This window comes from Novosphingobium sp., assembly GCF_031417815.1.
Lineage (GTDB): Bacteria > Pseudomonadota > Alphaproteobacteria > Sphingomonadales > Sphingomonadaceae > Novosphingobium.
In genome coordinates, this window is sequence record NZ_JANOWI010000037.1 from 24,884 (window position 1) to 49,135 (window position 24,252).

General features: G+C 63.6%; 27 protein-coding genes. 16 read left to right on the forward strand and 11 right to left on the reverse strand.

Features of this window, described 5'->3' with window-relative positions; genetic code table 11:
* The first annotated feature begins 32 nt into the window (after positions 1–32).
* Positions 33–674 carry a TIGR02281 family clan AA aspartic protease gene (locus RMN99_RS09105; protein WP_309622996.1) on the forward strand — a complete coding sequence of 214 codons (642 nt, stop codon included), beginning with the start codon at positions 33–35 and terminating at the stop codon, positions 672–674.
* On the opposite strand, the gene parC is transcribed toward RMN99_RS09105, so the two are convergent.
* The 3 genes from parC to RMN99_RS09120 form a co-directional block, all read right to left on the reverse strand.
* Positions 671–2,968 (reverse strand): DNA topoisomerase IV subunit A, encoded by a 2,298-nt coding sequence (gene parC, locus RMN99_RS09110; protein WP_309622997.1) that lies wholly within the window; start codon positions 2,966–2,968, stop codon positions 671–673. The genes RMN99_RS09105 and parC overlap by 4 nt on opposite strands.
* 89 nt (positions 2,969–3,057) lie before the next feature.
* Entirely contained in the window at positions 3,058–3,390 is a 333-nt protein-coding gene (locus tag RMN99_RS09115) for a 2Fe-2S iron-sulfur cluster-binding protein (protein WP_309622998.1), read from the reverse strand.
* Positions 3,390–4,481, reverse strand: a complete 1,092-nt coding sequence (locus tag RMN99_RS09120; protein ID WP_309622999.1) for an aminotransferase class V-fold PLP-dependent enzyme — start codon at positions 4,479–4,481, stop codon at positions 3,390–3,392. The genes RMN99_RS09115 and RMN99_RS09120 overlap by 1 nt, the downstream gene beginning before the upstream one ends.
* Before the next feature lie 132 nt (positions 4,482–4,613).
* Here RMN99_RS09120 and RMN99_RS09125 point away from each other — a divergent pair, with 132 nt between their 5' ends.
* Positions 4,614–5,270 (forward strand): alpha/beta hydrolase, encoded by a 657-nt coding sequence (locus RMN99_RS09125; protein ID WP_309623000.1) that lies wholly within the window; start codon positions 4,614–4,616, stop codon positions 5,268–5,270.
* A gap of 10 nt (positions 5,271–5,280) precedes the next feature.
* On the opposite strand, the gene RMN99_RS09130 is transcribed toward RMN99_RS09125, so the two are convergent.
* Both RMN99_RS09130 and RMN99_RS09135 read right to left on the reverse strand, forming a co-directional pair.
* A complete protein-coding gene (locus RMN99_RS09130; RefSeq protein WP_309623001.1) occupies positions 5,281–5,487 on the reverse strand; it encodes a hypothetical protein in 207 nt (68 codons plus the stop codon).
* Positions 5,484–6,152: a DUF937 domain-containing protein gene (locus RMN99_RS09135; protein ID WP_309623002.1), complete on the reverse strand. Its 669-nt coding sequence runs from the start codon at positions 6,150–6,152 to the stop codon at positions 5,484–5,486. Before RMN99_RS09135 ends, RMN99_RS09130 begins: the two co-directional genes overlap by 4 nt.
* Before the next feature lie 126 nt (positions 6,153–6,278).
* Between RMN99_RS09135 and RMN99_RS09140 the strand changes: the two genes are divergently transcribed.
* Together RMN99_RS09140 and RMN99_RS09145 are read left to right on the forward strand one after the other, a co-directional pair.
* A complete protein-coding gene (locus tag RMN99_RS09140) occupies positions 6,279–8,132 on the forward strand; it encodes a DUF885 domain-containing protein (protein WP_309623003.1) in 1,854 nt (617 codons plus the stop codon).
* 104 nt (positions 8,133–8,236) lie between these two features.
* Positions 8,237–8,593, forward strand: coding sequence for a DUF3597 family protein (locus RMN99_RS09145; RefSeq protein ID WP_309623004.1), 357 nt, complete (start codon positions 8,237–8,239; stop codon positions 8,591–8,593).
* A gap of 71 nt (positions 8,594–8,664) precedes the next feature.
* On the opposite strand, the gene RMN99_RS09150 is transcribed toward RMN99_RS09145, so the two are convergent.
* Genes RMN99_RS09150 through RMN99_RS09160 form a run of 3 tightly spaced genes read right to left on the reverse strand, consistent with a single transcriptional unit; the run spans position 8,665 to position 11,206 of the window.
* Positions 8,665–9,024 carry a hypothetical protein gene (locus RMN99_RS09150; RefSeq protein ID WP_309623005.1) on the reverse strand — a complete coding sequence of 120 codons (360 nt, stop codon included), beginning with the start codon at positions 9,022–9,024 and terminating at the stop codon, positions 8,665–8,667.
* A 57-nt stretch (positions 9,025–9,081) separates the two neighbouring features.
* Entirely contained in the window at positions 9,082–9,522 is a 441-nt protein-coding gene (locus RMN99_RS09155; RefSeq protein ID WP_309623006.1) for a hypothetical protein, read from the reverse strand.
* Between the two features lie 43 nt (positions 9,523–9,565).
* Positions 9,566–11,206 carry a phosphoenolpyruvate carboxykinase gene (locus tag RMN99_RS09160; RefSeq protein ID WP_309623007.1) on the reverse strand — a complete coding sequence of 547 codons (1,641 nt, stop codon included), beginning with the start codon at positions 11,204–11,206 and terminating at the stop codon, positions 9,566–9,568.
* Positions 11,207–11,394: 188 nt separating this feature from the next.
* Here RMN99_RS09160 and RMN99_RS09165 point away from each other — a divergent pair, with 188 nt between their 5' ends.
* The 8 genes from RMN99_RS09165 (at position 11,395) to RMN99_RS09200 (ending at position 17,168) form a co-directional block, all read left to right on the forward strand.
* Positions 11,395–12,141: a response regulator transcription factor gene (locus RMN99_RS09165; protein ID WP_309623008.1), complete on the forward strand. Its 747-nt coding sequence runs from the start codon at positions 11,395–11,397 to the stop codon at positions 12,139–12,141.
* Positions 12,134–13,720: a stimulus-sensing domain-containing protein gene (locus RMN99_RS09170; RefSeq protein WP_309623009.1), complete on the forward strand. Its 1,587-nt coding sequence runs from the start codon at positions 12,134–12,136 to the stop codon at positions 13,718–13,720. Before RMN99_RS09165 ends, RMN99_RS09170 begins: the two co-directional genes overlap by 8 nt.
* The gene (locus RMN99_RS09175) at positions 13,717–14,127 is read left to right on the forward strand and encodes an HPr kinase/phosphatase C-terminal domain-containing protein (protein WP_309623010.1); all 411 of its coding nucleotides are present in this window, start codon (positions 13,717–13,719) and stop codon (positions 14,125–14,127) included. Before RMN99_RS09170 ends, RMN99_RS09175 begins: the two co-directional genes overlap by 4 nt.
* A 66-nt stretch (positions 14,128–14,193) precedes the next feature.
* Entirely contained in the window at positions 14,194–15,114 is a 921-nt protein-coding gene (gene rapZ / locus RMN99_RS09180) for an RNase adapter RapZ (RefSeq protein WP_309623011.1), read from the forward strand.
* Between the two features lie 82 nt (positions 15,115–15,196).
* Positions 15,197–15,601 carry a PTS sugar transporter subunit IIA gene (locus RMN99_RS09185; RefSeq protein ID WP_309623012.1) on the forward strand — a complete coding sequence of 135 codons (405 nt, stop codon included), beginning with the start codon at positions 15,197–15,199 and terminating at the stop codon, positions 15,599–15,601.
* 23 nt (positions 15,602–15,624) lie between these two features.
* Positions 15,625–15,903: an HPr family phosphocarrier protein gene (locus RMN99_RS09190; protein WP_309623013.1), complete on the forward strand. Its 279-nt coding sequence runs from the start codon at positions 15,625–15,627 to the stop codon at positions 15,901–15,903.
* Between the two features lie 3 nt (positions 15,904–15,906).
* On the forward strand, positions 15,907–16,710 hold the full coding sequence (locus RMN99_RS09195) for an RNA methyltransferase (RefSeq protein WP_309623014.1): 804 nt from the start codon (positions 15,907–15,909) through the stop codon (positions 16,708–16,710).
* A gap of 68 nt (positions 16,711–16,778) precedes the next feature.
* Positions 16,779–17,168 (forward strand): META domain-containing protein, encoded by a 390-nt coding sequence (locus RMN99_RS09200; protein WP_309623015.1) that lies wholly within the window; start codon positions 16,779–16,781, stop codon positions 17,166–17,168.
* A gap of 4 nt (positions 17,169–17,172) precedes the next feature.
* Here the strand turns inward: RMN99_RS09200 and RMN99_RS09205 are convergent, their stop codons facing one another.
* The 3 genes from RMN99_RS09205 to recR all read right to left on the reverse strand — a co-directional run bounded on the left by RMN99_RS09205 (position 17,173) and on the right by recR (position 20,043).
* The gene (locus RMN99_RS09205; protein ID WP_309623016.1) at positions 17,173–18,612 is read right to left on the reverse strand and encodes a DNA recombination protein RmuC; all 1,440 of its coding nucleotides are present in this window, start codon (positions 18,610–18,612) and stop codon (positions 17,173–17,175) included.
* A 235-nt stretch (positions 18,613–18,847) separates the two neighbouring features.
* A complete protein-coding gene (gene def, locus RMN99_RS09210) occupies positions 18,848–19,414 on the reverse strand; it encodes a peptide deformylase (RefSeq protein ID WP_309623017.1) in 567 nt (188 codons plus the stop codon).
* Between the two features lie 32 nt (positions 19,415–19,446).
* Complete coding sequence (recR, locus tag RMN99_RS09215) at positions 19,447–20,043, reverse strand: recombination mediator RecR (protein ID WP_309623018.1); 597 nt, start codon at positions 20,041–20,043, stop codon at positions 19,447–19,449.
* Positions 20,044–20,199: 156 nt separating this feature from the next.
* On the opposite strand from recR, the gene fmt reads away from it, so the two are divergent.
* The 4 genes from fmt to RMN99_RS09235 all read left to right on the forward strand — a co-directional run bounded on the left by fmt (position 20,200) and on the right by RMN99_RS09235 (position 24,226).
* Positions 20,200–21,138, forward strand: coding sequence for a methionyl-tRNA formyltransferase (fmt, locus tag RMN99_RS09220; RefSeq protein WP_309623019.1), 939 nt, complete (start codon positions 20,200–20,202; stop codon positions 21,136–21,138).
* A 144-nt stretch (positions 21,139–21,282) separates the two neighbouring features.
* On the forward strand, positions 21,283–22,029 hold the full coding sequence (truA, locus tag RMN99_RS09225) for a tRNA pseudouridine(38-40) synthase TruA (protein WP_309623020.1): 747 nt from the start codon (positions 21,283–21,285) through the stop codon (positions 22,027–22,029).
* A gap of 44 nt (positions 22,030–22,073) precedes the next feature.
* Positions 22,074–23,183, forward strand: a complete 1,110-nt coding sequence (locus RMN99_RS09230) for an NADH oxidase (RefSeq protein ID WP_309623021.1) — start codon at positions 22,074–22,076, stop codon at positions 23,181–23,183.
* Between the two features lie 110 nt (positions 23,184–23,293).
* The gene (locus RMN99_RS09235; RefSeq protein ID WP_309623022.1) at positions 23,294–24,226 is read left to right on the forward strand and encodes a homocysteine S-methyltransferase family protein; all 933 of its coding nucleotides are present in this window, start codon (positions 23,294–23,296) and stop codon (positions 24,224–24,226) included.
* Positions 24,227–24,252: the final 26 nt, after the last annotated feature.

Here is a 24,252-nt window from a genome sequence, read left to right on the forward strand (position 1 = left end):
GCAGCAAGCCGTAGCGTGCTAGGAAGCCCCCGATGGACCTTACGGAACTGATCCCTTTTCTTGCCCAGCAGCCGCTCCTGCTGCTGGCGCTGGTGGCAATTTTCGTCTCAGTGCTCGGCTCGATGATTGCGCGGCCTTTGCCCAAGTTCAGCAGGCTGCTGCGCTCGCTTGGCAACCTTGGCCTGCTCGTCACATTGCTGCTGACTATCGCGCAGGCCGCCCGGTTTTCCAGCAACAGCGATTTTTCGCTGGCCATTGCAGGGCTCAAGCAGCAGCGCGTCGAAGGCGGCGAAACCCGCATCCCGATGGGCCCCGACGGGCATTTCTGGGTCAACGCCGAGGTCAACGGGCAGGAGCGGCGTTTCCTGGTCGATACCGGCGCCACACTCACAGCGCTCTCCGTCTCCACCGCGCGCGAAGCGGGAATCGAGCCCGCCGAGCTGGGCCGCACGATCATGCTGCAAACCGCCAACGGTGCTGCCCCTGCCAAGCTGGCTTCGATCAGCCAGATCCGCTTCGGCAACGTCGTTGCCCGCGATCTTGATGCGGTGATCGCGCCGGGGATCGGCGAAACAAACGTGATCGGCATGAACCTGCTGTCGCGTCTCGCGTCATGGCGGGTCGAGGGGCAGACACTGATCCTGGTTCCGAAAAACCCGCAGCCGCAGAACTAGAACTTGTTATCCCGCGGGAAGCCGCCGGGCGGCAGCCGGCCGGCGGCGCCGCGGGCGACCTTCCACAGCCGCATGTCGCTTTCGGTGCGGGTGCGGCCGGTTTCGCCGCCCATTTTCCAGCTCAGCCCATCTTCAAGTTTGAGCGTGGTGGCATCGGCCAGCCCGCCATCGCGGTAGCGCTGCAGCGTCACCCCCTGCCCCTTGGCCAGCACCGGCAGTTCCTCAAGGCTGAAGATCACCAGCTTGCGGTTGTCGCCCACCACCGCGATGTGATCGTGCTCGGCCGGAATTTCGCGCACCACTGACAGCTTCACGCCGGGCTTGGTGTTCACCACCCCGCGCCCCTTGCGGGTTTCGGCCAGCAGTTCGCCCGCTTCGGCGGCAAAGCCGCGCCCGGTATTGCTGGCCAGCAGCAGCTGCGCGCCGGGCCGATAAACCAGCAGCGCGATAATCTCTGCCCCGGCATCGATATCCAGCATGGTGCGGATCGGTTCGCCAAAGCCGCGTGCCGAGGGCAGCTTGTCGGCCCCCAGGGTATAGAACCGCCCGTTATCGCAGGCGATCAGCAGCTTGTCGGTGGTCTGGGCATGGGCGGCAAAGGCTGGACCATCGCCTTCCTTGTATTTGAAATCGCCAAATCCGTCTGCGCCAATCGGGACGTGGCCCGATGCGCCGCGCACCCAGCCCTTGGCCGAAAGGTTGACCGTGACCGGCGCCTTTTCGATCATCGCATCCATGGAGAATTCGACCGTCGGGGCGGCTTCGGCAATGGTCGTGCGGCGGCGGCCAAGCGCGGTTTCCTCGCCGTAGTCCTTGCGCAGCGCGGCCAGATCACGCTTCAGCCGGGTACGCTGACGGGCGGGGCTTTCAAGTAGCTTGTTGAGCTCGTCCTGTTCGCCCAGCAGATCGCCCTGTTCGCGCCGCAGCTCCATTTCCTCCAACCGGCGCAGGCTGCGCAGCCGCATGTTGAGGATTGCCTCGGCCTGCCGGTCGGTCAGTTCGAACTCTGCCATCATCAGCACCTTGGGCTCGTCCTGGGTGCGGATAATCTCGATGATCCGGTCCAAGTTGAGGAAGGCGATGATGTAGCCGCCAAGCAGTTCGAGCCGGGCCGCGATCTTGTCCAGCCGGTGCTGGGTGCGGCGCAGCAGGATGTCGATCTGGCTTTTGACCCATTCAAGCAGCAACAGCCGCAGCGAGAGAACGCCGGGCGTGCGGGTATCATCCAGCACGTTGAGGTTGAGGCCGAACCGGGTTTCCAGATCGGTCAGCTTGAACAGCGATTCTTTAAGCAGTTCGGGATCGACGTTGCGGCTTTTGGGCACGAAGACGATGCGGATCTGCGTGTCGCTTTCATCGCGCACGTCTTCCAGGATCGGCAGCTTCTTGTCGGCGATCAGCTGCGCCACCTGCTCGATCAGCTTGCCCTTGGCGAGCTGGTAGGGGATTTCGGAAATGACCAGCTGCCACTGCCCGCCGCCCAGCCGCTCGATCCCGCTGGCTTCCCATGCACCATCCGCCTCGCGCCCGGCCGAGAACCGCCCGCGCACGCGCAACGCACCCTTGCCGGTTTCATAGGCGCGCGAAATTGCCGCCGGGCTATCGACCACCAGGCCGCCAGTCGCAAAATCCGGCCCGTGGAAGATCTGCATCAGCTCGTCATGTTCGGCGGTGGGATTGTCGATCAGCATCAGCGTCGCGTCGATGATCTCGGCAACGTTGTGGCTGGGGATATTGGTGGCCATCCCCACTGCGATCCCGCTGGAACCATTGGCCAGCAGGTTGGGAAAGATGCCGGGGAAGATCTCGGGCTCTTCCTCCTCGCCGTTATAGGTCGGAATGAAATTGACTGTGCCTTCATCCAGCCCGGCCATCAGCTGCACCGCGGTCTTGGTCAGCCGCGCTTCGGTATAGCGATAGGCAGCAGCATTATCGCCATCGATATTGCCGAAATTGCCCTGCCCTTCGACCAGCGGATAGCGCAGCGAGAAATCCTGCGCGAGGCGGACCATCGCATCATAAACCGACTGATCGCCATGCGGGTGATACTTGCCGATCACATCGCCGACCACGCGCGCCGATTTCTTGAAGGCATCGGTGGGGTTGAGCTTCAACTGCCGCATCGCCCACAGCAAGCGGCGGTGCACCGGCTTCAATCCATCGCGCAGATCGGGCAGCGAACGCGCGGTGATCGTCGAGAGCGCATAGACCAGGTAACGTTCGGACAGCGCGCTATCGAACGGCGCATCGACGATGGCATCGAAGGGATCGGGTTCGGTTGTGTCGGTGGTCATTGTCCGCAGGCCCTAGCAGGGGGACTCGCGTGATTCCATGCGGCCCTACCGGTTTTGCGCAGCCTAATTCCTCCCTCTTGGGTGAGGAATTAGCGGCGCTGCATGTCGTGGCTTTCCCCGGGGATGTGCACCACCAGCCCGTCGAGCTGATCGGTCAATTCGATCTGGCACGACAGGCGGCTGGTGCGCATCACCCCGGCGGCGAGGTCGAGCATGTCTTCCTCGTCCTCACTGGCGCGCGGCAGCCGCTCGAACCACTCCTTGGTGACTACCACATGGCAAGTCGAACAGGCCATCTGGCCCTCGCAGGTGCCTTCAAGCGGCATGCCCGCTGCCTGCCCTGCTTCAAGTAGCGATACCCCGGCCTGCCCCTCGGTATCGCACCGCTCGCCCTTGGCGGTGATGAATGTCACTTTGACCATCACACCCCCTGCGCTGCCGCCGCCGCTTCGATCGCGCGGCAAGCCTGTTCAACTTCGTCGCGGGTGGTGTAGCGACCAAAGCCCAGCCGGATCGAATTGCGCGCGGTCTTCGCATCGAGACCGATCGCGCTCAGCACCCGGCTGGGCGCACCGGTGCCGCTGCCGCAAGCCGATCCGGCCGAAAAGGCGATGGTGCGGCAATCGCTGAGCAGCCGCGGGAAGTTCAGCCCATCCAGCCGCAGGTTGAGGTTGCCGGGCCAGCGTGCGGTCTCGCTACCGTTGACCGTCCAGCGCGCCAGGATCGAACGGGCCAGCGCGGCTAGCCCGGACAGATGCTGGAAATCGACGTCCATCCGCGTATTCGCCAGGGCCGCCGCGGCGCCGAACCCGGCGCACAGTGCGGGGCTGAGCGTGCCCGATCGCAGCCCGCCTTCCTGCCCGCCGCCATGGATCATTTCGCCGATCTTCACTCCGTTACGCACCCACAGCGCGCCGATACCCTTGGGCCCGTAGAGTTTGTGCGCAGTGATCGCGATCAGGTCGGCCTCCTCAGGCGGGGCCAGCTTGCCCGCGCCCTGCACCGCATCGCACAGGAACAGCGCCCCGGCGGCGTGCGCCCGTTCGGCCAGCCGCGCGACCGGCTGGACCGTGCCGATTTCGTTGTTGACCTGCATCACCGCGACCAAGCCGGTGCCCTCGGCAAAGTCCACCTCGGGATCGACCAGGCCGTCGGCGCTGACCGGCAATTCCTGCACCGCCGCGCCGCTCGCCAAGGCCGCATTGACCACAGCCGAATGCTCGATCGCCGAAACCGCAATGCCGCCGCGCGGAACGGTGCGCAGCGCCTGGTTGAGCGCCTCTGTCGCGCCGCTGGTAAAGATCACCCGGCCGTCTTTGGGCAACAACCCGGCGACCTGCTCGCGCGCCACCTCGACCGCCGCCGCTGCAGCCCTCCCCGCCCGGTGCATCGAGTGCGGATTGGCAAAGCCAATCGATTCTGGGCCCGACAGCCACGGCAACATCGCATCGCGCGCTTCGGGCGCGAGCGGGGTGGTCGCCTGATGGTCAAGATAGATGAATTGGGCGGGCATGTTCACAATCGTTGCTTTTCAGTCACTCGTTTCTATATAGCGCCTGCTTCCCGATCCTAGCCCAAAGCGGTCCGGCATCCGATAATTCCCCGGACGCCGCGCCATGGGCCAGCAAGAACAGGCACCGATATTATGCCCGCAGTGATCTTTCCCGGACCCGAAGGCCGCCTTGAAGGCCGTTTCCAGCCCGCCGGACGGCCGCGCGCACCGGTCGCGATGATCCTTCATCCGCACCCGCAGGCCGGCGGCACGATGAACGAGCGGATCACGCAGCACCTCTACAAGACCTTCGCCAACCGTGGTTTCGCCACACTGCGCTTCAACTTTCGCGGCGTCGGCCGCAGCCAGGGCAGCTTCGACAACGGGATCGGCGAGCTTTCTGACGCTGCCGCAGCGCTCGATTGGGTTCAGTCGATCCACCCCGAAGCCAGCACCACCTGGGTTGCGGGCTTCAGCTTTGGCGCGCTGATCGGCATGCAACTGCTGATGCGCCGCCCGGAAATCCGCGGCTTTATCTCGGTCGCGCCGCCGGCCAACATGTACGATTTTTCCTTCCTCGCCCCGTGCCCCGCATCGGGCATCCTGATCCAGGGCGCGGCCGATACGGTGGTGACGCCCAATTCGGTGGTGAAGCTGGTCGAAAAGCTGCGCACGCAAAAGCACATCACCATCCACCACGAGGAAATTCCCCGGGCGAACCATTTCTTTGAGAACGAGATGGAAGACCTGATGGGCTCGGTCGACAATTACCTCGACTTCCGCCTCGCGCCGGATTGCCCGATCCGCTGAACCGGGTGCGCTAGTCCGGCTTGGCGCTGACCAGCGCCTTGCCGCCGCTTCCCGGCACGACCCAGATCGCGATGTTGGCGGCGACAACCGCCGCCAGCACCAGCATCAAGGCCGCCTGCTTGCTGCCGCGCTGCCGCCGCCACAGCACATAGGCGCCCAGCAGCATTGCCAGGCACACCAACACCAGCAGCGACAAGACGGTATCAGCAGCGATCATCGCACCAGCTTGCCCGCCATACCGAGGATGTCGTCAAGCGGGTTGCCATCGTGGTTAAGGTCAAGCAGCGAACCCAGTCCGCCCAGTCCGCCGCCCGCAGGTGCGGCCGACGCCTGACCCCCGCCGAGGACCGAACCCAGCACCGAACCCAGAATCCCGCCTGCGCCGCCCTGCCCGCCGCCCAGGACCGAACCGAGCACCGAGCCCAGAATCCCGCCCTGGCCTTCCTGCTGCTGCCCGCCGTCAGCCTGGTGCGAAAAGTATCCGGCAACCAGCATGGCAAGGATCGGCAGCATCTTCTTGAGGATCGCGGGATCGATCCCGGTCTGGCCCGACGCGTGATCGGCCACGGTGCGGCTGACGTCCTTCGAACCAAAGATCGTGCCCAGCACCGAATTGCCCGCATCGACATTGGTCGGCTCATCGCTCAGCACATTGTTGGCGAGGCCTGCCCCGCCCAGCGAGCCGAGGATCCCGATCAGGCTGCCCAGTCCGCCTGCGCCGCCGCCAGCGGCATCGGCCTGCTTGCTCATCCCGCCGACAATCGCCGGCAGCAGTGCGCCTGCGCCAGCTTCGGCCATTTGCGGGGGAATGCCAAGCTGATTGGCAATGGCGGCAATGCCGCCGGTTTGTTGTAGGATTGAAATGAGATCGGCTGCGGCCATGGTGTAAACCCTCCTGCGGCCGGATTTGGCCGCGTATGGACAAGGACTTAGCCAAGCTGCTCGCAGCGGGCCAGAGCATTTGTTTGCAGGTTTGACACCGGCGGCGCGCAACCGCATCACTGCACGATGGACAATCCGCACTACATTTCGCGCCGCCAGTCGCTTGCCCTGCTGGGCGGTGCGGCTTCGTCTTTGGCCTTGACCGGATGCCAGACTCTGTCCGCCCGTGCCGCCGCGCCCGCCACCGCCGAAGCGACGAAGGCTGCAGCCTTGCTCGAACTGCTGGCGAACAGCATAATCGCGCTTAACCCTGAACAGGCAAGCTCACTGGGGGTCGATACCGGCGCCAATGCGCACTTGCGCGCGCGGCTTGGCAATCGTTCGCCGCAGGGCCAGGCGCAAATCGCTGCCCTGCTCCGCCTGGGGCTGCAACAGGCCAACCAGATTGACCCGGGCAGACTGGACGCCGCCACCGGCACCAGCATCGCTGTTGTGAAGAGCGCGTTTTCGGCCGCGATTGATGGTTTTGCCCTGCCCTATGGCGATGTCGCGGTGGGCGGCTGGCGCAACACGCCTTACGTGGTGATTCAGAACGTGGGCGGATACATCGATACTCCGCGGTTCCTCGATAGCGAACACCGCGTCGAAAATGCCGCCGATGCCGAAGCCTATCTCGCCCGGCTCGCACAATTCCCGGCCCTGCTTGATGGCGAACTTGGGCGGATCAGGGATGCGCGCAGCAAGGGTCTGGTGCCGCCCGCCTTCCTGCTCGACAAAGCGATCCGCCAGATGGAACTGACGTTGAAGGATGCCAGCACCGGTGGCGGGTTGGTCAATTCGCTGGTGCGCCGCACCAAGGACATCCCGGGCAACTGGGATGTGCGCGCCCGAACCCTGGCGACTGGCCCGGTTGCAGCGGCCTTGTCGCGCCAACTGGTAGAACTCAAAGCCCAGCGTGCCATTGCGACGATGGACGCCGGGCTGCTCAGACGCCCGCATGGTGAGGAATGGTACGCCTGGGGCCTTCGCGCCAGCACCACCACGCGCCACAGCCCCGAAGAAATCCACGCGATGGGGCTGGACTCACTTAAAGACCTGCAGGGCCAGATGGACCCGATCCTGCGTTCGATCGGTTATACCAAGGGGACGGTCGGCCAGCGGATGACCGCGCTGGGCAACGATCCCCGCTTCGGCTTTACCAACGACGACGCGGGCCGCGCCGAGATCATCAAGCTGATGCAGGACAAGATCGCCTTCATCCGCACCCGCCTGCCGCAAGCCTTTGGCAAGCTGATGCCGGGCAAGCTTGAAATCCGCCGCCTCCCGCTGGCAGAGGAAGACGGCGCGCCGGGTGCCTATGGCGGGGCAGGATCGAAGGACGGCACGGTTCCCGGCAAGATCTGGCTCAACCTCGGCGATGTAAACCGCCACAGCCGTTATTCGCTGGCCACGCTGGCGTTCCACGAGGGCATTCCGGGGCACGTCTGGCAAGGCGAATATGCCAATGCCCTGCCGCTGATCCGAACCCTGCTTGCCTTCAACGCCTATAGCGAAGGCTGGGCGCTCTATGCCGAAACGCTGGGCGATGAATTGGGGGCCTATGAAGGCGATCCGGTCGGGCGGCTGGGCTATCTTCAGTCGATCGCGTTTCGCGCCTGCCGCTTGGTGGTCGATACCGGCTTGCACGCCAAAGGCTGGAGCCGCGAACAGGCGATCCAGTGGTTTGCCGAAACCAACGGTTCGGGCCTGTCTGAAGTGACTCCCGAGGTTGATCGGTATTGTTCGTGGCCGGGGCAGGCCTGCGGCTACAAGGTTGGCCACAGCGAAATCCTGGCGCAGCGCGCGCGGGCCAAAGGCGAACTGGCCGCGCGCTATGATTTGCGCGATTTCGATGATGCTGTGGTCGGCGGGGGCAATGTCCCGCTCGATGTGCTGGGCAGCAACGTATCGCGCTATATCGCTGAAAAGAAAGCAGGCTAGGCGCGCCACAAACCGCTTCAACTGTCACACAGACCTGCTAGGCCAAGGCAATCAGGGGATGCGGCCTCACTCTCGAGTCGCCGCCGTTCAAGGAGTCGCTTGTCATGTCTATTTTCAGTTCGATCAAGAATGCCATTTTTGGCAAGCCCGCCGAAGCCGCGCCCGCACCCGAAGCCTCGGCGATCCCGATGGCGGAAGCCGCGCCCGCCGCTCCGGTCGATGTTGCCGCCGTGCTGGGCGCAATGCCCGGGGCCGATGGCCTCAACTGGCAGGGATCGGTGGTTGATTTGATGAAGCTGGTCGGGATCGACGCTTCGTACGACAACCGCAAGGCGCTGGCTCACGAATTGGGCAATGCCGATTATTCGGGCAGCGCCGAAGACAATATCGCGCTGCAGAAGCAAGTGCTGCAGGCACTGGCCGACAATGGCGGCATGGTGCCGGCCGAACTGCTCGATTAAGTCTGCGCTCAGCAAAATGAAAGGCCGGGCTGCCCCAGGGCAACCCGGCCTTTTCGTTTGCGCAGCAGCGCTTATTTCTTGCCGAACAGCCCGCTGGCCAGACCAGCCAGATCGTTAAGCGGATTGCCGTCACCATCGCGGTCCAGCATGCCCAGGATCCCCGACGCGGCCGGATTGTCCTTCAGCGCCTGGGCATATTGGCCGAGCGAACCTTCGCCGCCGATCTGGTCGACAATCTGGCTGAGCACGCCAGCATCGAGCCCGGTCTTGGCCGCAGCGCCCTGGATCGTATCGCCGTCTTCGCCATGCGACTGGCCCAGCGCGGCAATCGCCTTTTCGGCCATTTCGGCCGGGATGCCCAGCTTCGCCGCCATGTTGCCAACGTCGGCATGGCCGCCAAGCTGGCCCAGAATGCTGTCAAAAATACCCATGAGCGACTCCTTTAATCAGAAGCTTTGATGATGGACCTGCGGTGCGCGCGGGCCAAGCTAAATCGGTGCCAGATCGGGTTCGGTCCAGCCGCGGCGGGCCGCGACCGAAAACAGCCATTCGCGCGAATAGAACCGCAGCGGCCAATCGCGTGGGCCAAGTTCGCTGGTCAGCAGCGCGTTGACCTGGGCGAGCAGGCCGTTCTGCGCAGAGCCCGCCAGAAACCGCCGCACGCCGATGATGTAAAGCTGGGTCAGCGTTTCGTGATAGCCAGCGCTGTCGGTGTTCTCTCCCCCTATCGCCACGTTGTAGCTGCGGATGATGTCCGGCAACTGGATTTCGGGAGCGATGTCGCCGCGTTCGAGCACCACCCACAGACAGGCGGCCAAATGCGCTTCGTGGGTCCATTCGGCCTTGGGCAAGGTGCGCGAAAGCAGTCCTTCGCCCGCACGGCGAATGGCTTCTTCGCTTTCAAACAGCCGGATTGAATGGTTAGTCATGAAACAGAAACTCCGGGTCAATGGCGACCCGGAGCCTTCCGGGTCAGGCAGCCTTGGGGGCCGAATCAAGCACGCCTTGATCGACGTATTCGGCGAACTGGGCGAAGTTCTCGACAAACTTGGCGACCAGTTCCTTGGCGTTTTGATCGTAGGCTTGGCCGTCGGCCCAAGCGCCGCGCGGGTTCAGCAGCGCGGTGTCCACACCCGGCACGGCCACCGGAACTTCGAAACCAAAGTTCGGATCGCGCACGAATTCGGCGTTATTGAGGCTGCCGTCGAGTGCGGCATTGAGCAAAGCGCGCGTGGCCTTGATCGGCATCCGCTTGATGCCAGGTTCGGTTGCCTTGCCGCCCGACCAGCCGGTATTGACCAGCCAGCATTGCGCCCCGCCTTCGGCAATCCGCGTCTTGAGCAGATTACCATAGACGCTGGGGTGGCGCGGCATGAAGGCGGCACCGAAGCAGGTGCTGAAAGTCGCTTCCGGTTCAGTCACGCCGATCTCGGTGCCAGCGACCTTGGCCGTGTAACCCGAGAGGAAGTGGTACATCGCCTGATCGGGCGTGAGCCGTGCAATTGGCGGCAGAACCCCAAATGCGTCCGCAGTCAGAAGGATAATGTTCGATGGCGGCGGGCCGAGGTTCTTCGCGCTGGTGTTGGGGATGAACTCGATCGGATAGGCACCGCGGGTATTCTCGGTCTTGCTGGCGTCGGTGAAGTCAAGCTCGCGGGTTGCTTCGTCCATCGCCACGTTCTCAAGGATCGTGCCGAACATCTTGGTCGTTGCGTAGATCTCCGGCTCGCCCTCGGCCGACAGGTTGATCATCTTGGCGTAGCAGCCACCTTCGAAATTGAACACCGCGGTGTCCGACCAGCCGTGCTCATCGTCACCGATCAGGGTGCGGCTGGCGTCGGCGGAAAGCGTGGTCTTGCCGGTGCCCGACAGGCCGAAGAAGATCGCGCTCTTGCCATCGGCGCCTACGTTGGCCGAACAGTGCATCGGCATCACGCCCTGCGGCGGCAACAAGAAGTTCAGAAGGCCGAACACGCCCTTTTTCATCTCGCCCGAATATTCGGTGTTGCCGATCAGGATCAGCTTCTCGGTAAAGTTGACTGCGATCACCGTATCGCTGCGGCAGCCATGGCGCTCCGGGTCAGACTTGAAGCTGGGCAGATTGACGATGGTGTATTCGGGCGCAAAACTGTCCAGTTCTTCGGCTGTGGGGCGCACCAGCAAGGTGCGCACGAACAGGCTGTGCCAGGCCATCTGGGTGATCACACGAACGTTCACGCGGTATTCGGGCTGGCTGCCGCCGAACAGGTCAGCGACATAAAGCTCGCTCTGGTCTTCCAGCGCGGCCATGAAATCGGCTTTCAGGTTGGCCCAGTGCTGCGCCGCCATTGGCTGGTTGATCGGGCCCCAGTTAATCGCATTTTCTGTGGTGGCATCGCGCACCACGTACTTGTCCTTGACGCTGCGCCCGGTAAACCTGCCGGTATCAACCAACAGTGCGCCATCCTTGGTAAGCCGCCCCTCATCCTTGCGCACGGCATGTTCCACCAGCGGCGCAGTGCCGAGATTGGCGTGAACATTGGCAGACGTGGCGATGCCCTGCGAAGCGAGCGGGAAGGAAAGCGTGGTCAAGGTATTCTCCGTGGCAGCGCGCAATGGATGCAAGCCTTGCATACGAATGCGCCGGGGCTGTGAGGCGCGCATAGCGGCACCAGCCGATTCCGTCAAACGGGCTGATATCTTGCATTAGTTGGCTTTATTTCAATGGTTTGATGCCGAAAACTGGATCATTTGCGCCCAGCTGAGTTAACCGCTACCCCGTGGCTCCTGTGCAATCCCGCCGGTAAAGCGCTGACTGTCGCATGGCTGACCCAGATTTTTCACCGACCGATCCAGGCGAACCGCAAGTGATCGCGCTGGTGGACGACGATCGCAACATCCTGACCACGGTTTCGATCGGGCTGCAGGCCGAAGGGTTCATCACCCGGGTCTATTCGGATGGCGCGGCGGCCTTGAAGGCCATGCTCGAAAATCCGCCTGATCTGGCCGTTTGCGATATCAAGATGCCGCAGATGGACGGGTTCGAGCTGCTGCGCCGCCTGCGCGAGAAGAGCGCGCTGCCGCTGATTTTCCTGACCAGCAAGGACGAGGAGCCCGACGAGGCGATGGGGCTGGCGCTGGGCGCCGACGATTACATCACCAAGCCGTTCAGCCAGCGCCTGTTGGTGGCCCGGATCCGCGCGATCCTGCGCCGCGCCGAACTGGTTCGCAGCGAAACCGAAGCGGAAAGCGCCGGCGCGGCGAGCGATGATCTGATCCGCGGCCGCCTGCAGATGGATCCGGCGCGCCACCAGGTCAGCTGGGATGGCGCGCCGGTATCGCTCACCGTCACCGAATTTCTGATCCTTGAGGCACTGGCTGCCCGCCCCGGGGTAATCAAGACCCGCAACCAGCTGATGGACGCAGCCTACAGCGACGATGTCTTCGTCGATGACCGCACGATCGACAGCCACATCAAGCGCCTGCGCCGCAAGTTCCGGGCGGTCGATCCCGAATTTTCCGCAATCGAGACGCTTTACGGCGCGGGCTATTCGTTCTCTGATGGCTGAACCGGCTGCCCTGCCCCCGCGCTGGCCGCTGCGCCGCCAATGGACCCGGCGCACTTCGCTGACGGTGCGCATTCTGGCGGTCAACATCATCGCGCTTGGGCTGATGGCGGGCAGCCTGTTCTACATCGATTCCTACCGCAAGCAGCTGCTGGGTGAACGTTTCCAGCTGGCCCGCAGCGAAGCGCAGATCGCCGCCGCCGGGATCGCCGCCAGCACCCCGCGCGAACGGCGCAACCTGATTGGCCTGATCGGAGCCGACCAGCACCTGCGGCTGCGGCTCTACGACGCCCAGGGCAAGCTGGTCCATGACAGTTTCGCAATCACCGGCCCGGCCTATGCCTTTACCGATCCCGCTGCCGATCCCTGGTACCTCAACACTGCGCGCGGGCTCGACCGGTCGATGAACTGGATCCTCGGGTCTGCCGACGTGCCAACCTATGCCGATCCGCACCCCGACAATGCTGCGGCATGGCCCGAGCTGGTCCGCACCCGGGCGAGCGGCGAAACGATTGTCCAGCAACGCGCCGCGCCCGATGAAACCCCGGTGATTACCGCCGCCGCCAAAGTCGGTGCGCGCGGCGATCTGCTGCTGACCACGCGCAATGCCCGCGATATTACCCAGCGTGTGCGCGACGCCCGCCAGACGCTGGTGATCGTGCTGGCGATCACGCTGATCATTTCAATCCAGCTCTCGCTGTTCCTGGCTCGCACCATCGTCCAGCCGCTGCGCGCGCTGGTGCGCGCCGCGATCCGGGTAAGACTCGGCCGCGACCGTGCGGTGGAAGTGCCCCGGCTCCCCGGCCGCGGCGACGAGATCGGCCTGCTCGCCCGGGCGCTGTCCGACATGACCGGAGCGCTGCGCCAGCGGATCGACGCGGTGGAAACCTTCGCCGCCGATGTTGCGCACGAAATCAAAAACCCGCTCGCCTCGCTGCGCTCTGCGCTCGAAAGCCTGGAAAAGGTTACGGACAATGGGCTGCGCACCGAACTGACCGCGATCGCCGCGCACGATGTCAGGCGGATCGACCGGCTGGTTACCGAGATTGCCGAAGCCAGCCGCATCGATGCCGAGCTCAGCCGCACGCAGTTCGATGATGTCGATCTGATGACGCTGGCCGAAACGCTGGTCCACGCCCGCAACGCACGCGGTGACAATGCCGGCCGCCAGATCAGGGTTGAACCGCAAGACGCCGGGCCCTGGACGGTCAAGGGCGATGCTGCGCGGCTGGAGCGCGTGCTCGAAAACCTGATCGACAATGCCGCTTCCTTCTCGCCAGCCGATGGCGCGGTCGAGGTGGAAATCACGCGGCACGAGGATCACGTTTCGCTGGCGGTCAGCGATCATGGCCCGGGCATTCCCGTGCATGCGCGCGAAAAGATATTCGACCGGTTTCACTCGCTGCGCCCCGAAGGCGAACAGTTCGGCAGCCATTCCGGCCTCGGCCTTGCCATCGCCCGCACCGTCGCCGCCGCACACGATGGTACGCTGACCGCGCACGACCGCGAGGACGGCAAGAGCGGCGCACGGCTGGTGCTCGATCTGCCGGTGGCCGAGAACGCGCATGGGGACAGCGAATGAGCGTGCTTCATCAGGCCAGCTGCGTTGCGATCGGCAACCGCGCGATCCTGATCGAAGGGGATCCGGGCACCGGAAAGTCCAGCCTGGCGCTTGGCCTGATCGATCGCGGCGCGGTTCTGGTCGGCGATGACGGGGTCAGCCTCGCGGTGCGGGGGAACCGGCTCTATGCCAGCCCCGCTCCGGCGATCGCCGGCCTGCTTGAAGTGCGCAATCTTGGCCTGCTGCAGTTCCCGGTGCTGAGCCAGGTGCCGGTTGCGCTGGTGTTGCGCCTCGATTCCGAGGCACCGCGCTTCACCGAAACCGCTGAAAAGGTCGATATTTTGCGGGCTGTTGTGCCAATGCTGCGGATCTGGCCGCACAGCGATCCGATCAAGGCGGAGTTGGCCCTGAAGCACTTTGGTGTCTGATCCGGGGACACTGCGATCACGGCCCTTCACTTCGCGTTTATCCAGCGCCATTTATGATGCACCCAAATGACCGAGTCACGCCCGCCCGCGCGTCAACGCCTGCTTCTGGTCACCGGCCTGCTTGGCGCGGGCAAGACCACTGCGCTGAAGGTGCTGGAAGACCTGGGCTGGGAAGTGATCGACAACTTCCCGATCCGCCTGCTCGACCGGTTGATCGACAAGGCCGATAGCCCCGCATCCGATCCGCGCAGCCCCCTGGCGATCGGGTTCGATTCGCGCACAAGAGGCTTCGATCCGAACAAGGTGATCCAGCGGGTCAAACAGCTTGCCGCGCGCGCCGATCTGGAGATCACCACGCTGTTCCTCGATTGCGCCGGGCGTGAGCTTGAGCGGCGTTACAACGAAACCCGCCGCCGACATCCGCTGGCGCAGGATCTGCCGGTGGCCAGCGGGATCGCGGCTGAGCGCGAATTGATGGAACCGCTGCGGCGCTGGGCGGATATGGTCATTTCGACCACCGATTTTACCAGCAACGATTTGCAGCAGGCGGTGCGCGAACGCTTCGGTGATGAAACCGGCGCGCAGGAAACCACGATCAGCATCACTTCGTTCGGCTTTGCCCGCGGCATGCCGCCGATCGCCGATCTGGTCTTCGACATGCGTTTCCTCGATAATCCGCACTGGGATTCGCTGCTGCGCGAACAGACCGGCAAGGATCAGGCGGTGGCCGATCATATCCGCCAGGATGAGGCCTGGGACGAGGCTTTTGGCCGGATCCGCGATCTCGTGCTGATGCTGTTGCCGCGCTACCGGGCGCAGGGCAAAGCCTATGTGAACATCGCGTTCGGCTGCACCGGGGGACGGCACCGGTCGGTCTTTTCGGCCGAGCAGCTGGCCGCCGCCTTGCGCGCAGCGGGCTATGCCCCCAGCGTTGTTCATCGCAACCTGTCCGCCCGCGCGGTGGATATGGTTGAAGGAAAGCATTGACCATGTGCGCTTGTGGCGTCATGGCCCCGGTCCTTGCGGCACAGCGAGTCGCCGCTAGGGGCAATCGGAGCGCGTTCCCAGCATGATCGGTTTGATCCTGGTTACCCACGGGCGGCTGGCGGAAGAGTTCGTCAACGCGATGCAGCATGTCGTCGGCAAGCAGGAAGCTGTTGCCACCGTGTGCATCGGGCCCAATGACGACATGGAAGCCCGCCGGGCCGAAATCGGCGCGGCGGTTAAAGCTGTCGATGCGGGCCAAGGGGTGATCATCCTGACCGACCTGTTCGGCGGCACCCCTTCGAATCTGGCGATCTCGCTGATGAAGAAGGGCCGGATCGAGGTTATCGCCGGGATCAACCTGCCGATGCTGATCCGGTTGGCCAAGGCGCGCGGCTGCATGGAACTGGAAAAAGCGGTGTCCACTGCGCGCGATGCTGGGCGAAACTATATCACGGTTGCATCGGAATTTCTGGGGCAGGACGCCTGACCAGGCGATTGAGTGGGGGAACGATGGCCCAGGCCAGCCAAAGCGTCGAAGTTGTCAACAATCGCGGTCTTCACGCCCGGGCCAGCGCCAAATTCGTCAACGCGGTTGCCAAGCTGGGTGACGGGGTGCTGGTCAAGGTGATGAAGGATGGCAACGAAGCCGTCGGCGCATCGATCCTGGGCCTGATGATGCTGGGCGCGGCCAAGGGCGATACGATCGAGATCGAAGTCAGCGGCGAATGTGCCGAGGTGGCCCTGCTCAAACTCGTCGGCTTGGTCATGGACGGCTTCGGCGAGGATTGATGCGTGGCTGAGCGCCGCCAGATCACCGGATTTTCCAACCCAACGGTCAAATACTTGCGCAGCCTGCGCGAAAAGAAGCACCGCAAGGTTGCCGGCAAGTTCCTGGCCGAAGGGCTTAGGCTGCTGACCGATGCGCGCGAGTCCGGCCATGTTCCCGAAGTGCTGGTATTGGCTGCCGGGCGCGATCCCCATCCGCTGCTGGCGCAGCTCGAATGCGCGGTCTGGGCGGCCGGCGGCGAAGTGATCGAGACGTCGGGCGATATCCTCTCCAAAATTACCGGCAAGGATAATCCGCAGGCGGTTTGTGGGGTCTATGCCGAATTTGACACCGGCCTTGCAGCACTTGATCGTTCGCGCGCGAAGATCTGGCTGGTGGCGCAGGCGCTGCGCGATCCGGGCAACCTTGGCACTTTGCTGCGCACGGGCGATGCGGTGGGCGCAGGCGGGCTGATCCTGATCGACGATTGCGCCGATCCGTTCAGCGTCGAGGCGGTGCGGGCCAGCATGGGCGCGGTTTTCACGCAAGGCATTGCCCAGGCGCGCTGGGATGAATTCCTGCCGTGGCTGCGCGGCGGCGAAGCGCAACTCGTGGCGGCAAGTCTGCGCGATGCGGTGCCTTATCGCGGGGCGCCCTATGCTGCGCCGTGCTTCATCCTCGTCGGTAACGAATCGCGCGGGCTGCCCGAAGACTACGAACTGGCCTGCGATCTGCGCGTGACCATGCCGATGCACGGGCGCGCCGACAGCCTCAACGCTGCGGTCGCTGCCGCGGTGCTGGCTTACGAGGTGCTCGACTCGCTGGGCTGAACAACCTTTCGCCCGGATGTGCCGTGCGTTCAGTCTGCGATAAGCTTGCCAGCCCTAGCGTCTGCATAATGATCAAGCGCACCATCCTGTTCACCCTGCCCTTGCTGGCCGCCTGCGCCACTGCCGGGGCGTCTCCCGCACAATTGCAAGACACCCGCTGGGCCTTCACCAGCATCGACGGCAAGGCGCCAGTTTCAAGCAAAGCATCGCTGAGCATCGAAGCCGAGCGGGTCGGCGCGAATGCGGGGTGCAACGGCATGGGCGGCGATCTGCGGCTGACCGAGGACAAACTGGTGACCGGGCCGATCATTTCGACGCAGATGTACTGCGACGGGGTGATGGAACAAGAGCGCGCCGTGGCCGGCCTGCTCGATGCCGATCCGGTCTATGCGCTGAAGGGCGACAAATTGGTGCTCGAAGGCGGCGGCCACCGCGCCGAACTGAAGCGGGTCAACTAAGCCGCTATTCCGCCGCTTCAGCCGGATCATCGTTCGAGGCGTCGGGCAACATCAGGCTATCGTCCGCCGCATCAGCGTGGCGCACCAGCGTTTCGACTAGTGGCACCTCCTCGATCTCGCGCTTGCCGATCTCGATGCCTTTGTCGCGCAGGCGCTTGCCCGAGGTGAGGACATTGCGTTCGAAGCTGCCGACGAAATCGTTATATTTGCGCACCGCCCGGTCGAGCCCCGCGCCCATGCCCTTGAGGTGATCTGCAGCCACCGCCAAGCGGTCATAAAGCTCCGCCCCGGCCTTGCCAATTTCCACCGCCTCGCGCGCCAGCTGATCCTGTTTCCAGACCATTGCGACGGTCCGGGCGATCGCCACCAGATTGGTCGGTGTTGCCAGCAAAACCTTGTTGTGGAAGGCGAAATCCCACAGTTCTGGATCGTGTTCGAGCGCCGCGGCAACAAAGTGTTCGCCCGGCACGAACATCACCACATAGTCCGGCGCTTCGGCAAACTGGCTTTGATAGCTTTTCGCGCCGAGCGACTGAACGTGATTGCGCATTGAGCGCGCATGCAGATCGAGGTGGCGTTTTCGCTCCGCATCGTCGGCGCATTCGAACGCCGCCTGATAGGCATTGAGCGAGACCTTGGCGTCGATCACCAGCTTCTTCTGCCCCGGCACATGGACAATCGCATCAGGCCGCAGTCGGCCTTCTTCGGTATCGAGCGAATGCTCCAGTTCGAAGTCGGTGTGTTCACTCAGCCCGCACTGCTCGAGCACGTTCTGCAGCGCACGTTCGCCCCAGCGTCCGCGCGCCTTGGGCGCATTGGTCAACGAATTGCCCAGCCGCGCGGCTTCGGCCCGGACCTGTTCCTGCCCTTCGCGCAGCGACTGGATCAACCCGCCCAGCTGGCCGAAAGCATCGACGCGCTCCTTCTCCAGCTTGCCGACCTGTGCTTCATAAGAGGCCAGCCGCTGGCCAACCGGTTCAAGCAGCGCCTTGATCCGCGCCTCGTTCTTCTCTTCGGACTGGGTGAAGCGTTGCTGGGCGCGCTCAAGCAGCACTTCCTGGGCCTGCGCCAGCACTTTGGCTCCGGCGTTCTCGAATTCTTTCTTGAGGCCATCCTGCGCGGTCAGCAGCAGGCGTTTCTGTTCCTCAAAATTGGCAGCATTGGCCCGCAGCGTGGCCAGTTCGGCGCTCAACATCTCGCGCGCCTGACGCGCCGCGGCCAATTCATCCGCCAGCGCATCGGCCCGCTCAGCCCGCTCGCTCGCCCCGGCGAGATCACGAATCGCCGCCTTGAACCGCTCATCCAGTTCGCGGGCTTCGCCCTCGCTCTGCGACAGCCGCGCCCGCAAGTCAGTGGCCGGACGCGAGCCGAACAGCCAGCCAAGCAACGCCCCGCCGGCTAACGCGATCAGCGCGATCACAATCGTAAAAATCGGTCCGTCCATTTCGCGATGCTAATCGGAACGGAGCAAGAACGCCAGCCCTCTTTGCGAATTTCCACAACCGTCACCCTGAACTTGTTTCAGGGTCCATTGTGCCTGAAGCGCGGTGTAGGCGGGGATCAGCCAACCGGTGCGACATTGCTGCCAAACTCCGCTTCAGTCTGTTCCGAAAAATGGACCCTGAAACAAGTTCAGGGTGATGGATCTGGCTTGGGATCGAAGCGACCTATGTCCAAAATCACGCCGCCTTGCGCAGCTTGTCCAACTTCTTGAGCGCCATCTGCCGTTTCAGGCGCGACAGGTGATCGATGAACAGGATCCCTTCGAGGTGGTCCATTTCGTGCTGCAGGCACGTCGCCATCAGCCCGTCCAAGTCCTCTTCGTGGGCTTTCCCGTCAATATCCTGCCAGCGCGCGCGGATCCGGGCCGGGCGTTCGACGTCGGCGTAGATTTCGGGCACCGAAAGGCAACCTTCGGAATAGACCGCGTGGTCATCCGAGGGATCGAGGATTTCCGGGTTGATGAACACCCGCGGTTCGCGCCTGGTCGGCTGGTGGTGATGGTGGTGGCCATCATGATTGCAGGCTTCGGGCTCTGCATCCTCATCCTCGGGCTGGAGATCGATCACCAGCACCCGCAGCGGCACCGCGACTTGGACGGCGGCAAGGCCGATGCCGGGGGCATCGTACATCGTCTCGAACATGTCATCGACCAGCGTCTTGAGCGCGGCATCGAATTTGGTGACGCGTTCGGACACCACCTTGAGGCGGGGATCTGGAACTTCGAGGATTTCGCGGATAGCCATGGAGGGTCAGATAGTGCGGTTGCTTGCGAATCTCAACCCATCGGTCGCCGCGCGCGCAAAGCCTGCGCCAGAGTGCCTTCGTCGAGGTAATCGAGTTCGCCGCCCACCGGCAATCCGTGCGCCAGTTGGGTGATGCGGATCGGGTAGTTTTCCAGCCGCTCGGCGATGTAATGCGCGGTGGTCTGGCCTTCCAGCGTGGCGTTCATGGCGAGGACCACTTCGTCGATCCCGCCTTGAGAGACCCGCTCGATCAAGGTGCCGATCGTCAGATCTTCGGGCCGCACGCCTTCGAGCGCGGAAAGCCGCCCGCCGAGCACGTGATATTTGCCCGCAAACAGCTTGGCCCGGTCAAGCGCCCACAGATCAGCGATGTCCTCCACCACGCACAGCGCGCGCGGATCGCGGCGCGGATCGGCGCAGATGGCGCAAGGATTCGCGGTATCGACATTGCCGCAGGTGGTGCATTCGACCAACCCTTCGCGCACCGCGTCCAGCGCGGAAAGCAGCGCCACCAGCGAGGTTTCGCGCCGCTTGATCAGCCACAGCACCGCGCGCCGCGCCGAGCGCGGGCCGAGGCCCGGCAAGCGCGAGAGCGCGGTGGTCAGTGCTTCGATCTCTTGCGATGCCATGGGGGGACAGATAGGGGCATTTGCGAGACAATTGAACTGAAAAGCCCTTCCCCCTGGGGAAGGGTTGGGATGGGGGTTCGGGCGCTTGCCTTCCAGCGCGGTGTCCCCACCCCCAACCGCTCCCCGCCGGGGAGGGGAGCTACAAGGGGCAGACTGTTGCGGATCATTTTCATGGGAACCCCGGATTTCGCTGTCCCGGCGCTGCGGGCGCTGGTGGCCGCCGGGCACGATGTGGTGGCCGCCTATACCCAGCCGCCCCGGCCCGGCGGTCGGCGCGGCAAGGAATTGACGCCAACGCCGGTGCACAAGGCAGCCGAGGTGCTGGGGATCACAGTGCGCCATCCGGTTTCGCTCAAAGGTGCCGAAGAGCAGTCGGCGTTCGCAGCGCTGCATGCCGATGCCGCGGTGGTGGCCGCCTATGGCCTGATCCTTCCGCAGGCCGTGCTGGATGCGCCAAAGCTGGGCTGCCTCAACGTCCACGCCAGCCTGCTGCCGCGCTGGCGCGGCGCGGCGCCGATTCAGCGCGCGATTTTGGCAGGCGATGCAGAGACCGGCGTTACGATCATGCAGATGGAGGCGGGGCTTGATACCGGGCCGATGCTGGCGACAAAGGAGACGTCAATCCTAGACCACGATACTGCAGGGATACTGACCCATCGCCTCTCGCTTTTGGGGGCTGAGCTGATGGTTCAAGTCTTAGCCGATCTACCGGACAACGCGCCGCAAATCCAGCCTACGGACGGCGTGACTTATGCCCGTAAGATCGACAAAGCCGAAGCGCGGATCGACTGGAGTTGTGGCAGCTTGGCAGTTGATCTCCAAATTCGGGCTTTCAATCCCATGCCTGGGGCATTTTTCGAACATGGTGGAGAGCGAATTCGCGTGCATACGGCAGCAGTCCTGACTGCAAGCCCTGACGACTTCTCGATCAAATTCAATTCGCCAGCCGGGTTGGTGTTAGATGATCAACTGGGCGTCGGCTGCGGGACAGGGGCCATTAGACCGGTTGATGTCCAGCGAGCAGGACGCGGTGTTATGAGTTGCCTTGAGCTGTTGAGGGGATTCCCGATCCCAAAGGGAACCCAGCTTGACTGAGCCTTCATTCCTTAAATCCATCGTCGCCTCGGGCTTGACCCGGGGCTTGGCTGCCTTTGCTCGGTTTCGACTAGCTGCGCCGACGGAGAAGAAAAACCAAGCCCCGGATCAAGTCCGGGGCGACGAAGCTGAGAGTGTGGTTCTGTGACCCGCTTCGCCCTCACCCTTGAATTTGACGGCACGCCGTTCTTCGGGTTCCAGCGCCAGAGCAACGGGCCGTCGGTTCAGCAGGCGATCGAAAAAGCAATCTTTGCCACGACCGGCGAGGCAGTGACGCTCCACGCTGCGGGCCGCACCGATGCCGGGGTCCATGCCCTCGCGATGCAGGCACACGTCGATATTGCGAAGGACATCGAAGCGTTCCGGCTAATGGAGGCGCTCAACCACTATCTTCGGCCCGATCCGGTTGCGGTGCTCGATTGTCAGGTCAAGCCGGATGATTGGCACGCTCGCTATTCCTGCATTGGCCGCGAATACCGCTATCGGATCGCCAATCGCCGTGCGCCGCTCACCCTCGATGCAAGCCGGGCCTGGCAGCTGGCGCAGCCGCTCGATGCCGATCTGATGCACCGCGCCGCGCAAAGCCTGGTCGGGCATCATGATTTTACTACTTTCCGCTCGGTCCATTGCCAGTCGGTCAGCCCGGTTAAAACGCTCGACCGGCTAGATGTGGTGCGCAGTGGCGAGGAAATTTTCATCCACGCCGCCGCGCGCAGCTTCCTGCACCACCAGGTCCGCTCGATGGTCGGCTGCCTCGCGCTGGTCGGGATGGGCCGGTGGCGCGGGGAGCAGATTGCCGAGGCTTTGGCCGCGCGCGACCGGACCACGCTGGGGCTCAATGCGCCCAGTGAGGGACTGTATTTCGTCAGGGCGCTTTACCCCGCCGCCTGAGCGACTAGGTTGCAATGTGAAACGAAGGATTCGGGAGACAACAAATGACCTTTACTGGCAAGCAGCTCACCACCCAGCTCGATGCAGACGGCACCTTGACGCTGCAACTCAATGACAAGACCTGGGATGCACCCAAAGGCACGCAAGTGCTGGTCAAGGTTGAGGCGAGCCCGATCAATCCGTCCGACCTGGGCCTGCTGTTCGCCAGCGCCGATACCGCAAATGCCCAGTATTCGCCGGGCAAGATCGTCGCGCAAATGCCCGCCAACGCGACCCGCGCGATGAAAGCGCGCCACGGCATGGCAATGCCGGCCGGAAACGAATGCGCCGGCACCGTGGTCGCCGCGGGCGATGATCCCGCCGCGCAGGCCCTGATTGGCAAGCGTTATGCCTGCGTTCCGGGCAGCGCTTATGCCAGCTATGCCTATGCCGATGCCAATATGGGCTTTGCGGTGGATGACAGTGTCTCTGCAGAACAGGCCGCGAGTTCGTTCGTCAACCCGATGACCGCGCTGGGTTTTACTGAAACGATGAAGCTTGAAGGCTTCACCGGGATCGTCCACGCTGCAGCGGCATCGAACCTGGGCCAGATGTTGGTCAAGATCTGCCTTGAAGACGGCATTCCGCTGGTCAACATCGTACGCAGCGAAGATCAGGTGCAACTGCTCAAGGGCCTTGGCGCGACCCACGTGCTGGATATGACCGCGCCCGATTTCATGCCCAGGCTGATCGATGCGATTGCCGAAACGAAGGCTATGATCGGGTTCGATCCGATCGGCGGCGGCACGCTGTCGGGCCAGATCCTGACCGCGATGGAAGCCGCCGCCAGCCGCGGCGCTGCGTTCAGCCGCTATGGTTCGAGCGAGGCCAAGAAGGTCTATATCTACGGCGCGCTCGATATCGGGCCGACGATCCTCAATCGCGCCTTTGGCCTCACCTGGGACCTCGCCGGCTGGCTGCTCACCCCGTTCATGGCCAAGGCCGGGATGGAGGTGATGGGCCGGATGCGCGCGCGGGTGATGAAAGACCTGACCACCACCTTTGCCAGCCACTACGCCAAAAAGGGCAACCTTGACGACATGCTGACCAAGGACGCGGTAAGCATGTATAACGCGCGGCGGACTGGGGAAAAATATCTGGTTGTACCAAACTAAACCGTCAGATCTGGCGTCAGATTGACGGCTGAGCAGCTGCCCGCTACGCTTGGCAAAACGATGGTCGCATCCCGCAAATCGATCCCGCACTGGCGGGAACGGAGGATGTTATGACCACTTTGCCCAAGCTTGGCGGCGCCCCTTTCCTGACCGACGCGGGGCTTGAAACCTGCCTGATCTTTCACGACGGGTTTGAGCTTCCGCAGTTCGCCTCTTTCACGCTGCTTGATGATCCAGCCGGAACCGAAGGGCTTTGCGCCTACTACCGCAAATTCCTGGCGCTGGCGGACCAGCACCAGGCCGGCTTCGTGCTTGATGCACCAAGCTGGCGGGCAAGTCCCGATTGGGGGGCGGCAATCGGTTATGACCGAGCACAACTTGGCGACGTAAACGCGCGCGGGATCGAACTGATCGCGGAACTGCGGCGCGAACAGGGCCATTCAAATCCCGTTGTGCTCAATCTGCCGGTGGGACCGCGCGGAGATGGGTATAGTCCCGGCACGATGATGACGGCGGCCGAAGCGCGCGCTTATCACGCCTGGCAGATTGGTGTGGCGGCGGATGCCGGGGCCGAAATGATCACCGCGCTGACCATGACCTATCTTGAAGAGGCGCAAGGAATTGCCTTGGCCGCAGCCGACGCCGGGCTTCCGGCGGTGGTCTCTTTCACGGTCGAAACCGATGGCCGCTTGCCCACCGGCATGTCGCTGGCCGAGGCGGTCAAGCGAACCGACGATACGGCGGGCGATGTCGCTTATCATATGATCAATTGCGCGCACCCATCACATTTCGCTGCTGTCCTCGACGACGCTGAACTGGCAGCGCGGATCGGCGGCATCCGCGCCAATGCATCGCGGATGAGCCACGCCGAACTGGATGAAGCGGCGGAGCTGGACGAAGGCAACCCGGATGAACTTGGCGGCGAATATCGCGCCATGCTCGGCGCGCTGCCGGGTCTGTGCGTGTTGGGTGGATGCTGCGGCACCGATCACCGCCACATCGACGCGATCGCCCAGGCGTGCCTGCCTGCAATGCGGATATAGCATTTAGGGTAGCGTTACCCGGAACT